This is a genomic window from Winogradskyella costae, assembly GCF_013403865.1.
GTDB lineage: Bacteria > Bacteroidota > Bacteroidia > Flavobacteriales > Flavobacteriaceae > Winogradskyella > Winogradskyella costae.
In genome coordinates, this window is record NZ_JABFDK010000001.1 from 1,317,793 (window position 1) to 1,330,443 (window position 12,651).

At 34.4% G+C, this 12,651-nt stretch carries 11 protein-coding genes; 2 read left to right on the forward strand and 9 right to left on the reverse strand.

All coding sequences use genetic code 11. The annotated features are described in order from the left end of the window. Positions 1–2: 2 nt before the first annotated feature. The gene (hemB, locus tag HM986_RS05620) at positions 3–995 is read right to left on the reverse strand and encodes a porphobilinogen synthase (protein WP_179334065.1); all 993 of its coding nucleotides are present in this window, start codon (positions 993–995) and stop codon (positions 3–5) included. A gap of 106 nt (positions 996–1,101) precedes the next feature. Here hemB and HM986_RS05625 point away from each other — a divergent pair, with 106 nt between their 5' ends. Then, a complete protein-coding gene (locus tag HM986_RS05625; RefSeq protein WP_179334066.1) occupies positions 1,102–3,738 on the forward strand; it encodes a DEAD/DEAH box helicase family protein in 2,637 nt (878 codons plus the stop codon). A gap of 63 nt (positions 3,739–3,801) precedes the next feature. Here the strand turns inward: HM986_RS05625 and HM986_RS05630 are convergent, their stop codons facing one another. The 8 genes from HM986_RS05630 to hemA all read right to left on the reverse strand — a co-directional run bounded on the left by HM986_RS05630 (position 3,802) and on the right by hemA (position 11,488). Further along, positions 3,802–4,188, reverse strand: a complete 387-nt coding sequence (locus HM986_RS05630) for a YchJ family protein (protein WP_179334067.1) — start codon at positions 4,186–4,188, stop codon at positions 3,802–3,804. Positions 4,189–4,255: 67 nt separating this feature from the next. After that, positions 4,256–5,194: an oxygen-dependent coproporphyrinogen oxidase gene (hemF, locus tag HM986_RS17715; RefSeq protein ID WP_246288470.1), complete on the reverse strand. Its 939-nt coding sequence runs from the start codon at positions 5,192–5,194 to the stop codon at positions 4,256–4,258. 568 nt (positions 5,195–5,762) lie between these two features. Continuing rightward, positions 5,763–6,320 (reverse strand): GNAT family N-acetyltransferase, encoded by a 558-nt coding sequence (locus HM986_RS05640; protein WP_179334069.1) that lies wholly within the window; start codon positions 6,318–6,320, stop codon positions 5,763–5,765. Then, positions 6,320–7,090 (reverse strand): EI24 domain-containing protein, encoded by a 771-nt coding sequence (locus tag HM986_RS05645; protein WP_179334070.1) that lies wholly within the window; start codon positions 7,088–7,090, stop codon positions 6,320–6,322. Before HM986_RS05645 ends, HM986_RS05640 begins: the two co-directional genes overlap by 1 nt. Before the next feature lie 73 nt (positions 7,091–7,163). Further along, positions 7,164–8,192, reverse strand: coding sequence for a uroporphyrinogen decarboxylase (hemE, locus tag HM986_RS05650; protein ID WP_179334071.1), 1,029 nt, complete (start codon positions 8,190–8,192; stop codon positions 7,164–7,166). A gap of 43 nt (positions 8,193–8,235) precedes the next feature. Continuing rightward, on the reverse strand, positions 8,236–8,592 hold the full coding sequence (locus tag HM986_RS05655; RefSeq protein ID WP_179334072.1) for a four helix bundle protein: 357 nt from the start codon (positions 8,590–8,592) through the stop codon (positions 8,236–8,238). 75 nt (positions 8,593–8,667) lie between these two features. Continuing rightward, positions 8,668–10,248, reverse strand: a complete 1,581-nt coding sequence (gene hemC, locus HM986_RS05660) for a hydroxymethylbilane synthase (RefSeq protein WP_179334073.1) — start codon at positions 10,246–10,248, stop codon at positions 8,668–8,670. Then, entirely contained in the window at positions 10,241–11,488 is a 1,248-nt protein-coding gene (gene hemA, locus HM986_RS05665) for a glutamyl-tRNA reductase (RefSeq protein WP_179334074.1), read from the reverse strand. Before hemA ends, hemC begins: the two co-directional genes overlap by 8 nt. Before the next feature lie 210 nt (positions 11,489–11,698). Here hemA and HM986_RS05670 point away from each other — a divergent pair, with 210 nt between their 5' ends. Continuing rightward, the gene (locus HM986_RS05670; protein ID WP_179334075.1) at positions 11,699–12,598 is read left to right on the forward strand and encodes an AraC family transcriptional regulator; all 900 of its coding nucleotides are present in this window, start codon (positions 11,699–11,701) and stop codon (positions 12,596–12,598) included. Positions 12,599–12,651 lie beyond the last annotated feature (53 nt).

The window sequence follows — 12,651 nt, forward strand, 5'->3', positions numbered from 1 at the left end:
GACTAACCGTTAAGTAGTTTTATAACATCTTTAGCAAAATAACTCGCTATAATATCAGCTCCGGCACGCTTAATTGCCGTTACTTGTTCCATCATTACAGCATCATGATCTAACCATCCTTTTTCGGCAGCAGCTTTTAACATCGCGTACTCTCCAGAAACTTGATAAACAGCAACAGGTACGTTAAAATTATTTTTAATATCACGAACAATATCTAAGTAACATAAACCTGGTTTTATCATCACAATATCTGCACCTTCATTGATATCCATTTCGGTTTCTTTTATCGCTTCGTCTCTATTGGCAAAATCCATTTGATACGTTTTTTTATCTTTTGGAATATCAATTAAATCTACAGGAGCAGAATCTAAAGCATCTCTAAAAGGGCCATAAAAAGCAGAGGCATATTTTGCCGAATAGCTCATAATACCAACATCAATAAGATTAGATTGATCTAAAGCTTCTCGAATACCAATAATTCTACCATCCATCATATCACTTGGTGCTACAAAATCGGCTCCAGCTTCGGCGTGAGATAAACTCATTTCAGCTAAAGCTTCAACGGTGGCGTCATTTATTATTTTTCCACCTTCAACGATCCCATCGTGTCCATAAGCAGAATACGGATCTAAAGCCACATCGGTCATCACTAACATTTGTGGGCAAACGTCCTTTACGGTTTTAATGGCGCGTTGCATTAATCCGTTTGGATTCCAAGCTTCGGTTCCTTTATTATCTTTTAAAATATCGTCAACTTTTACAAAAAGTAAAACCGATTTTAAACCTAAACTCCACAATAATTTCACTTCATCCTTCAATAAATCTAAACTGAAACGATAGTAGTTTGGCATCGATGCAATTTCTTCTTTTACACCTTTGCCTTCAACCACAAAAAGCGGTACTAAAAAATCATTTGGTGTGATGTAAGTTTCTCTAACGATACTTCTAATGGCTTCGCTCGTTCTTAATCTTCTATTTCTTCTAATTGGGAACATGATGATATATTTTCAGGCCTATCAGGTTTTAGAAACCTTAAAGGTTTTTCATTAATTATGATTAATTTTATAGTCTTCAAAGTTAATCAATAAAACCCATTTTAGAGTGCTCAAATCCCTTGATGATTTAGAATTTATTTTTCCGTGGAGAAGCTATCAAGCGGAACTTTTAAAGCATTTTAGCACTCATATTGAAGATCATCATTTTCATGTTATTGCTCCTCCTGGTTCAGGGAAAACCATTTTAGGATTAGAAATCGTTAGAAAATTAGGAAAGAAAACACTGGTCCTTGCTCCAACATTGACCATAAGAAACCAATGGGAAAACCGTTTACAAAACTTTTTTACCGAGAATTGTGATTTTGAAGCCTATTCATTCGATATAAAAGCGCCTAGTGATGTTACGTTTTCTACCTATCAATCGTTGCATGCTTTTTATAAATCCTTTGAAGATAAAAACGATTATTACCAATTCTTCAAAACCCATAATATTGAAACTTTAGTTTTAGACGAAGCCCATCATTTAAAAAATGCGTGGTGGAATTGTTTAATGGATTTAAAGCGGCATTCTGAGTTTTATATCGTGGCACTTACAGCAACACCACCTTACGATAGTAGTAGAGCAGAGGTGTCTAAATATTTTACACTTTGTGGTGAGGTTGATGATGAAATTGCGGTACCAGATTTGGTGCGTGAAGGTGATTTAAGTCCGCATCAGGATTTTGTATATCTCTCCATACCCGAAGATTTAGAGATTAATTTTATCGTAGATTACAGACGAAATATTGCCGATTTTAAAGACGAATTATTAAAGGATGACGCCTTCATCGATTTTTTAATTGAACATCGTTTTTATAAAAACCCGAATTGGCATTTGGATGAACTCTATTCAAATACCGAATATTTTTCTGCCATTCTTATCTTCTTATATCAGTGTGGATTTGAAATCGATCATCAAAAATTGGAAGTTTTAGGGTTCGATAAAAAAGAAATGTTTCAGTTTCCTGAGCTCGATTTACATTGGCTTGGTATTTTATTTCAGAACCTCTTAGTTTCAGACAGAGAACAATTAATTGAGCAAGAAAAGTACGTTTCAACTTTAGAAAAACAACTAAGACGACTTCATGTTTTTGAGCGGAATTCGGTCGATTTTATAGGTGAGCAATTGCTTTACAAATCCTTGTCTAACAGTCCGAGTAAGTTAAAAAGTATTGTAAGTATTGTTAAAGCAGAACGTAAAAGTTTAAAAACAGATTTAAGATGTGTGATTCTAACGGATTACATTCGGAAGGAATTTTTAAATATTAAAACTGAAGAAATAGAAGACATTGATAAAATTGGTGTGCTACCTATTTTTCAATATGTACGTCATTATTGCGAAAAGCCTAAAGAATTAGCAGTGCTTTCAGGTAGCATTGTTATCCTTCATCAATCTATTTTAAGAGCTTTTGAAGCGATAGAATCTTTAGATAGTTTTTCGTTTTCGCCATTACAAATAGATGAATCGTTTTTGTTGGTAACTCCAAAAGGAAAACCGAAAAATTCTATTGTTAATATCATTACGCAACTTTTTGAAGCAGGAAACATTAAAGTGCTCGTTGGTACAAAATCCTTACTTGGCGAAGGTTGGGATGCGCCATCTATAAACAGCTTAATTCTGGCGTCATTTATTGGCTCGTTTGTGTCGTCTAATCAAATGCGCGGACGCGCCATCCGGAAAGATGCAAAGGCACCCAACAAAACCGGAAACATTTGGCATTTGGCTTGTGTGGATCCAACAGTTTCAGATGGTGGAAAAGAAGTAGATACTTTAAAGCGACGGTTTGAAGCGTTTGTAGGTGTTACCAATAGTACAATCCCATTTATTTCAAATGGTTTTGAACGCTTAAATATTCCTGACGAAATTAAAGTAGAATCGATAGAAACTTTAAATACTTCTACAATAAATCGTGCTACAAAACGAATCCTCATCACCGAAAAATGGAATAATGCCATCGGAAAAGGGACTAAGTTAACCAAAGAGGTCAAAATTTTACATTCAGGAAAACGACCTTTTAAAGCTCAAAAACAGATTTACTATTTTGATGCACTTCGCTTTTTTGTGGTGGAATTGTTTTTTACCATGATGCTCTTTTATGTAGAGTTTATGTTGCAAAGTTTCCATCTTATTTTACAACGCGGTGTTGTCTATTTTATCTATGTACTTTTAGCTAGTTTCATTGGTGTCTTTGGTTATAAGTTGATTAAAGCTTTAAAACTAATTATACGTCATGGTTATCTCTATAAAAAGATTGGTAAAATGGGATTAGCCATTCTTGATACGTTGGATGAATTAGGGTATATCACTTCTAACAGAACTAATATTACGGTAAGTTCTTATGTGTTAGGGAAAGGTGATGTGGTTTGTAATTTGGTTGGTGCCAATGCGCTTGAAAATTCTTTATTCTCTAAAGCTTTGAGTGAACTTTTAGAACCGATTGAATCGCCTAGATATTTAATTATAAAAACCAATATTTTCAGAAAACGTTTAGATGTTGAAAATTTCTATCCTGTTCCAGAATTGTTTGGTGATAAAAAGGAAAATGCATTAGTATTTCAGAAGTATTGGAATTCTCATTTTGGAAAAACAAAACTCATATTTACACGTCGTATAGAAGGTCGAAAACTACTCTTAAAAGCACGATTGTTTCACGTGTACAATGCTTTTAAAGAAGTGACTAAGGAAGTTATGGTTTGGAAGTGATGTTATGATTATCATGCAGACCTGCTAGGTTTTTAAAACCTGTTAGGCCTCATGTTTGTTGTTTTATTGACTCAAGCCTAAGTAAAACCATTGGTCATTCTCTTTCACAAAAGCCGATTTTTCATGGATGACATCTACGTTTCCATTTTCAAAAAAATAAGCATTAAAGGTTACGATACCTTCAGTGTCATTCTGAGAACCTTTGGTCGTTTCTAAAACTTCCAGCTTTATCCATTGCACAGATTTTGCCCATTTTACAATCGCTTTTTTCTCTTTTATTGGTCGTGTAGAACTGTGATGTGTTGCCATTAAATAATTGCCATCGGCTAAAACAAACGCACTATAACGAGAACGCATCAGTTGCTCCGCTGTTTCTGTTTTTCCGTTGTTGAGATGGAAAACTTCACAACAAGCTTTATAGGTTTTATCGTTTCCGCAATGGCAATTCATGGTTGCTATTTTTTTAGAGACCTGCAAGGTTTGTAAAACCTGCTAGGTCTGAGATAGTGTCAACTGTTTACACCCAATCCACAGGGTTTTGTAAGACCTTAATCAGTTTTTCTTCTTCACTTCCAGTTTCTGGTTGGTGATCGTAAACCCATTGTACGTGTGGTGGTAAGCTCATTAAAATACTTTCTATGCGTCCATTGGTTTTTAATCCAAATAAAGTGCCTTTATCGTGAACTAAATTAAATTCTACATAACGTCCTCTTCTGATTTCTTGCCAATCGCGTTGCGCTTTGGTGTAGTCTAATGTTTTTCGTTTTTCAACAATTGGGACATAGGCTTCAAGGAAACTGTCTCCAACTTCGGAGACGAAGTCGTACCAATTTTGCATGCTCATGTCATCGGTGACTTTGCAATAATCGAAGAATAAACCGCCAATACCACGACCTTCATTGCGGTGAGCATTGTAAAAGTAGTCATCACATCGTGACTTGTATTTTGGGTAAAACTCACGGTTATGTTTGTCGCAAGCCGTTTTGCAGGTTTGATGAAAGTGCTTGGCATCGTCTTCATATAAATAGTAAGGCGTTAGGTCTTGTCCACCACCAAACCATTGGTCCACAATGTTTCCGTCTTTATCATACATTTCAAAATAGCGCCAATTAGCATGTACTGTTGGCACCATCGGATTTGTAGGATGCAGGACTAAACTTAATCCACAAGCAAAGAAATCAGCGTCTTCTACACCAAAGTATTTTTGCATGCTGTCTGGTAATTTACCATGAACACCAGATATGTTTACACCTCCTTTTTCAAAAACAGCACCATTTTCTATAACGCGTGTTCTTCCTCCACCTCCTTCTGGTCGGTCCCAATTATCTTCTTGGAATTTAGCTTTACCATCGATTCCTTCTAGTTTAGAAGTGATGGTATCTTGTAATTGGTGAATGTATTTGAAGAATTTATCTTTAACCTCTAAATCTCCTGTAAGGTTTTCAAAACCTGACAGGTCTTTAAGAGAACTGTTTTGATGCATAAAATTAAAATTATCTAAGTTTTCAAACAAAGAAAGCACATAGTCTTTTTTTGAGGTAATTAAACCGTTGTTGTCTGAAGAAAAATCATGAAATGAAGAGAATTTATAGGTTCTAAAATCCTTTATTATTTTATGAGTTTCTGGATTCTTATGAACATACAGAATTAGGTTTTTGAGGTACTCTTCATCTTTTATTAATTTCCGTTTAAATGGACGCTCAAATAATGAACCTGTCCTAGAATTCTGTTTATTAAAAGCTTTACTATAAGCGTTAAACAAATTTGAAAAGGCTTGTGGTGAATTTTCATTTTTTATTTCAACAATAAAATGAAAATGATTGTTAAGTAAGCAATAACTAAGAATATCTACAGAATCTGAAAGATACTTCTTGAAGAGACTTAAGAAATAAGACATGTTTTCTTCATTCTCAAAAATGTTAGTACTATTAACTCCTCGATTATAAATGTGAAAATAATGTCCTTTTGTTAGTTTTTCCATAGGTGAAAATATCCTTTATTATTGTCTTTATTATAAATACCTGTCAGGTTTTTGAAACCTTACAGGAATCAGAAACCAATTCATACAACTCCATATCCAAAGGCGCTTCTCCAATTGGTGTAAACTCATTAATTAAAGTTTTAACCCATTTAAAATTAGTTTTCAAAGCCACTTTTATGCTCGATAAATTGTCTTTATGTGCTATAATTTGAAGTGTCTCTAGACCTAAATTACTGAATGCATGTTGTGATAACTTATCAATAGCTTTAGAAGTCAGTCCTTGCCCTTCAAAATTATATCCAATACAATAGGCAAATTCACCTTGTTTAGTGTTCCAGTCGAGCTCTTTTATATAAATGAGTCCTGCGAGTGCTCTTGTTTCGGAATGTTTTAAAGTGAATAAAAATTCTTCGTCATTTTGAAATTGCTTCACTTTTTGTTCAACAAATAATTGTGATAATGTTGGGTTAAGGTTTTGTTCTAAGGTTTTTGGGAAATAACGTTTTAAGCGGTCTTCGTTTGCGATTATGAAATTACAAATTTTCCAAGCGTCTCCATCATGAATAGGATTGATTGCAAAAGCATCGAATTTGGCAACCATTATACTGTGATGCTATTTTGATTCAAGGATCTTTCTTGTTCTAATAATTTCACGGTATTCACTGAAGAGGCTGTTACGCTTAATGGCAAAACCAAAATAACACCAATAACCGGAATTAATAAAAACAATATAAAGACCATTCCATTTCCAATAGCAATGCCTTTATTTCTCCCAACAAAATTAATGCTCTCTCTGTATTTAAAATGACGTTCTAAGGTGTAATCCATGTTACCAAAACCAGCATAGTAGGATTGTACTAAGAATAAAATAACAGACGAGGCGATATTTCCAATTAATGGGATAAAATTTAAAAGTAAAATAGGAATCGTAACTAGTAATTCTTTGGTTAAATTCCGGATATTAATTCTTATCCCTCGCCACAGTTGGTCTTTAAAGGATGTGTTTCTATTATTGTGTTGTTCTACTCCTGTTAAATGTGCTTCAATTTTTTCTGAAACCGGACTCATAAATGGCGCGGATAATGCCATGATAATGTGCTTGTATAAAATTAAGCCGATGGCAATTACAATAATACCTCCTATAAACGTTGAGATGGTAGTAAAGGTTTCTTTTCCCCATTCCCAAGGCCAAATGCTGGCGATAAATCGACCTATATTATCTGATAATCCGTAAGCAGATAACCCAATTAATAGTGCCGTTACAACACTGATTATAATAGGGATGGCGAAATATTTCCAAAGTTTTAATTTTGAAATTAAAGCGAAAGCTCCTGTGTAAGCTTGTATTCCTTTTAATATGTTATTGATCATATTATTGTTTTTAGTTGACGACACTTAAAAGACGTTAAAAGGTGTTCTAAGTTACAATAATTGAGCATTAAAGTTATTCTGCTTTATATTCTTTTACAGCATCAATAAATGCTTTGGCATTTTCTAGAGGAATATTTGGTAAAATACCATGTCCTAAATTAACGATGTATTTGTCTTTTCCGAAATCATTAATCATTTGGGTCACCATTTTTTTGATTTCGGCAGGTGGCGAAAATAAACGTGTAGGATCAAAATTACCTTGTAAAGTGATATTGCCTCCGGTGAGGTAACGTGCATTTTTAGCAGAACACGTCCAGTCGATACCTAAAGCAGAAGCTCCAGATTTAGCCATTGTATCTAAGGCAAACCAGCAGCCTTTTCCAAAAGCAATAACAGGTGCATCGTCTTTTAAAGCATCAATGATTTGTTGCATATATTGCCATGAAAATTCTTGATAATCTACAGGAGATAACATGCCTCCCCAAGAATCGAATACTTGTACAGCATTACAACCCGCTTTTACTTTTTCTTTAAGGTAAGCAATTGTAGTATCTGTAATTTTTTGTAATAATTGATGTGCAGCAATCGGATTTGTAAAACAAAATTCTTTGGCTTTATCAAAGTTTTTAGACCCTTGACCTTGCACACAATAACATAAAATTGTCCATGGTGAACCCGCAAAACCAATTAACGGAATTTCGTCATTCAGTTTTTCTTTGGTTGCTTTTATAGCTTCGTAAACATAGTTTAAAGCTTCTTTTACATTTGGAACAATGACGTTATCGACATCTTTTTGAGAGCGAATAGGATTTGGTAAATAAGGTCCGAAATTAGGTTTCATCTGCACCTCAATATTCATCGCTTGTGGAATCACTAAAATGTCTGAAAACAAAATTGCAGCATCCATACCGTAACGACGGATAGGTTGCACTGTAATTTCACTTGCTAATTCTGGTGTTTGACAACGTGTAAAGAAATCATATTTCGCTTTGATTTCCATAAACTCAGGTAAGTATCTACCTGCTTGACGCATCATCCAAACTGGTGGACGTTCTACGGTTTCACCTTTTAATGCTCTAAGGAATAAATCGTTTTTTATCATAATTGGCTTTTAGCTTTTAGCTGTTGGCTGTTGGCCACTTACTCTAGCTATTTTTGATTGTATTTATTAATCCATTTATCATTCTACCTTCAGTTTCAATTAGCTCAAAAATGTCTGCTAAATCTTCAGGATTGATAAATTTTAATTCTTGTATAATAATTAATTGGGTATGAACTTCAAAGAGTGAACCCATAGCAATTTCTAGAAAGCGTTTGAATTCTACTTCACTATTTCTTGCGCAACCTTCAGCAATATTTGAAGGAATTGAAACTGCAGCTCTAGTAATCTGAGATTTTAAACCAAATTTTTCAGATGAAGGTAGTTGCTTTACTAAAACATAAATTTGTTTTACAAGTTCAATCCCTTGCTCCCAAATCTTTAAGTTTTTATAATTCCTCATTTTTTTAGCTTTTAGACATTTGCTCTTAGCTTTTCATAACAGTGAGACTAAAGGCTAAAAGCCAAAAGCTAAGGGCTATAAGTAAAATTCATTCACCAACTCAACAACACTCTCTACCAAAGGAACCTTAGCCACACGGACTTCTTTAAAGTGTTTTTTAGCTTCAGTAGCCGTGGTTTCTCCAATACAAAACGCAATGCCATTGGCTTCATTGTACTTTAAGAAACTTTGAACGGTAGATGGACTGTAAAACATAACTCCATCTAACTCACCTTCTACTTTTTTAGCGTCAAGTTTTGTTTCGTAAGCTTCAACTTCGTTGACTTTAATGTTGTTTTCAGATAAAATATCAGGAATCGTATCTAATCTTAGGTTACTACTGAAATAGGTAACTTCAGCACCATCCATATATTCCACCATGTACTCAGCCAAATCTTTAGCGTATTGCTCGTAATGTTTTACTTTGCCGATACGCTTTTCAACCATTCGCTTAGTCTTTCGACCGACACAATAAATATTTTTGAACTGTAATTCTATAGCCGAAAAATTTGTGAGTAACGATTCAACAGTATTCTGACTTGTAATAATAACATTCTCAATTTCGTTACGAATGATAGTTTTACTCAGTCGGTTTGGGTTAATCTTAATATCATCGTTACTTTCAGCGACAACATCATCATGAAACAAGGCTTTCTGATCGTTAGTTAATTGTTTGGTAGAATATATATTAGTGATTTTATCACCTTGCGTCAATTCGTCAATTAAAACTTTACCACCTTTTCCAATAATATAATCAGCGCAGAATTCTGCTACGTTATGATGATTTCCAAGTGGAACCACTTTAACAACTTCTATCTTCTTAGAACCATCCTTACTTAAAAGAATACCTTTAAAATTGATTTCTTCTTCTTTATTAATATAACAAATAGCTCCAATTGGAGCGGTACAACCACCTTCTAGACGATTTAAGAATTCGCGTTCAATAGAGGTGCAAATTTCTGTTACTTCATCATTAATTTCTGCAATGATTGCTTTAGTTTCCTCATCGGCATCTAAAGCAGTAATCATAATAGCTCCTTGTGCTGGTGCAGGAATCATCCACCCTAAATTTATCGAATTTTCAGGGGTTAAATTTAATCTGCCCAAACCGGCCCCTGCAAAAATAGCAGCATCCCATTCATCGTTGTTTTCTAATTTTTCTAGTCTAGAGTTCACGTTACCTCGCAAACCAACAATAGTATGTGTTGGGTAGCGGTTTAACCATTGTGCACGGCGTCTTAAACTCCCTGTTGCTATAATGGCGTCTTTAGCTGATAAAAACTCTTCGTTGTCCTTAAAAACTAGGGTGTCGTTAATGTTTCCACGCTTTAGAACCGCAGCTTGAATAATGCCATTGGGTAAAACAGTTGGCACGTCTTTTAAGGAATGAACCGCAATATCGATAATGCCTTTTAGCATGGCAATATCTAAAGTTTTAGTGAAAACTCCAGTAATACCGAGTTCATGTAAGGGTTTATCGAGAACTAAATCTCCTGTTGATTTTATTGGAACAAGGACGGTTTTATGACCTAAATGTTCAAGTTGTGATTGAACGGTTTTTGCTTGCCACATAGCGAGCTGGCTGTCGCGTGTGCCAATGCGAATTATTTTAGACATTATCGGTAGTTTCTAACTGAAATATTTTTTTGATGAGCTCTATGCTTTCATCTGAAGTATTGCCATCTTCTCTTAAGTGATGCGCAAATTGATTTGTTATTTTCTGAATTAAATTACTAGTAATCAACTCTGCCTGAACCTCGTTAAAGTCAGACATTTTTTTGCGTTGTGTATTGAATTCAGAATTTTTAAAATCTGTTAATTTATGCTTTATAGCCTGTATGGTAGGAACAAATTTCAACGTGTTTAACCAGGCATTAAATTCGGCTGAGACCTCTGAGATAATTGATTCTGCATGCGGAATGTATGCTTTTCGATTCTCTAAGGTGTCATCTGTGATTTTTGCTAAATCATCTAAATGCACTAAAGTAATATTAGCATGTTCTCTAATATCTTCATTAACATTTTTTGGAATCGATAAGTCTAAAACTAGCAATGGTTTTTCGGTCGAAATTAAAGATTTATAAACCGTTGGATTTTGGGCTCCTGTTGCGACAATGACAATATCAGAAGCATTAATTTCGTCTTCAAGATTCTCGTAATCTTTAACGATAAGGTTAAATTTACCGGCAACTTCTTCTGCTTTATCTTTAGTTCTGTTAATTAATGTGATATGCGAATTTTTAGTATGTTTAACTAAGTTTTCGCACGTGTTTCTTCCAATTTTTCCAGTTCCGAAGAGTAAAATATTCTTTTTAGAAATTTGGGCAACGTTATTCATTATGTATTGAACAGAAGCAAAAGAAACCGATGTAGCACCCGACGATAATTGTGTTTCGTTTTTAATACGCTTACTCGCTTGAATTACAGAATTCACTAAACGCTCGGTAAATGAATTTAATAATCCGACTTCTTTTGAGGCTCGCGCTCCAGCTTTAAGTTGAAAGATAATTTCAAAATCACCTAAAATCTGACTATCTAAACCAGAGCCAACACGAAACATATGATTAATGGCGTCTTTGTTTTTGTGAACATACGCTACTTCTCTGAACTCTTCAACAGTACCCTTTGTGTTATCACATAATAATTGAATCAGTTGAAAAGGGTGCTCTGCGAATCCGTAGATTTCTGTACGGTTACAGGTGGAAACCAACAAAAGACTGTCAATACCATTCTGCTTGGCTTGTGCCAAAACGTTTTGCTTAGCGGTGTCGCTTAGACTAAAATGACCACGCACTTCCGCATCAGCTTTTTTATAGCTGAGACCTATAGCGTAAAAATATTTGCTTTTATTATGCATGTGTTGCGTTCGCTCGTTTACCTGACTTTGGAAAGTAACAGCGCAAATGTAATTTTGATTCTTAAATAAAAACAACGCTAGAAGAACTTAAAGTATCGATTGTGGTTTTTTAGGATTGTTTTTTACCAAAACATGATAATTATCATACTTTTGTAGTAAAACCAAGGGCTTTTTGGGCTTTTGTTTAGAATCAATCTAAATAATAACGAAATGGATTTAGAAAAAAGGAATTCAGAAAGTATCGCTATAAGTACTTTTGAGGAAACACGTATTGAAGATGGCTTTTTTGTACTAACCCATAAAAATGAAAATGATAGCCTTGAAATTCTTGAGCGTGAGATTGATAGTAGCTATATTCAGTTTCATTTTTGCACTAAAGGAAAAGCCGCTTTTAAGTTTAATCAGGGTAATTATACTTTAAATATTGATGAGGAAACGTCCTTATTGCTTTATAATCCAGAGCGTGATTTGCCGATTCATTTAGAAATTCAGCCACATTCTTGGTTGGTGTCTTTAGTGATTTCTATTAAGAAATTTCATGGTTTGTTTTCAGAGGATGCTAATTATGTTACGTTTTTAACGGACGATAATAGAGATAAAAAATATTATAAGGATGGAAAAATTTCGCCATCCATGGCTGTGGTTTTGAATCAGCTCATCAGTTTTAACCTGAACAATTCAATTAAACCCTTATATTTTAAAGGAAAAGCTTATGAATTATTGAGTCTGTTTTTTAACCGAAGTGAAGATGCCGATATTGAGCAATGTCCGTTTTTAGTAGATGAGGTTAATGTCGCTAAACTGAAAAAGGCAAAAGATATTATTATTGCTAATATGTCAGAGCCGCCAAGTTTGCAAGAATTAGCAGATGAAATAGATCTCAGCTTAAAAAAATTGAAAGAAGGCTTTAAGCAGATTTATGGCGATTCGGTTTTTAGTTTTCTATTCGAGTATAAAATGGAAGTGGCACGTAAACTTTTAGAATCTGGTGATTATAACGTTAATGAAGTGGGCCTAAAAGTAGGTTACAGCACAGGAAGCCATTTTATAGCCGCTTTTAAAAAGAAATTTGGGACCACACCTAAGAAGTATATTCAGGCTTCTAGTTAACTTACTAGATTATTCGTTTTGGTCTTAGATGAAGTGTAATGTTTGATTAAATA

What these genes read in the sequence shown, in the direction of transcription:
- hemB (WP_179334065.1), bottom strand. Translation starts at nt 995, where the DNA reads ATGTTCCCAATTAGAAGAAATAGAAGATTAAGAACGAGCGAAGCCATT.
- HM986_RS05630 (WP_179334067.1), bottom strand. Translation starts at nt 4,188, where the DNA reads ATGAATTGCCATTGCGGAAACGATAAAACCTATAAAGCTTGTTGTGAA.
- HM986_RS05640 (WP_179334069.1), bottom strand. Translation starts at nt 6,320, where the DNA reads ATGGTTGCCAAATTCGATGCTTTTGCAATCAATCCTATTCATGATGGA.
- HM986_RS05645 (WP_179334070.1), bottom strand. Translation starts at nt 7,090, where the DNA reads ATGATCAATAACATATTAAAAGGAATACAAGCTTACACAGGAGCTTTC.
- hemE (WP_179334071.1), bottom strand. Translation starts at nt 8,192, where the DNA reads ATGATAAAAAACGATTTATTCCTTAGAGCATTAAAAGGTGAAACCGTA.
- HM986_RS05655 (WP_179334072.1), bottom strand. Translation starts at nt 8,592, where the DNA reads ATGAGGAATTATAAAAACTTAAAGATTTGGGAGCAAGGGATTGAACTT.
- hemC (WP_179334073.1), bottom strand. Translation starts at nt 10,248, where the DNA reads ATGTCTAAAATAATTCGCATTGGCACACGCGACAGCCAGCTCGCTATG.
- hemA (WP_179334074.1), bottom strand. Translation starts at nt 11,488, where the DNA reads ATGCATAATAAAAGCAAATATTTTTACGCTATAGGTCTCAGCTATAAA.
- HM986_RS05670 (WP_179334075.1), top strand. Translation starts at nt 11,699, where the DNA reads ATGGATTTAGAAAAAAGGAATTCAGAAAGTATCGCTATAAGTACTTTT.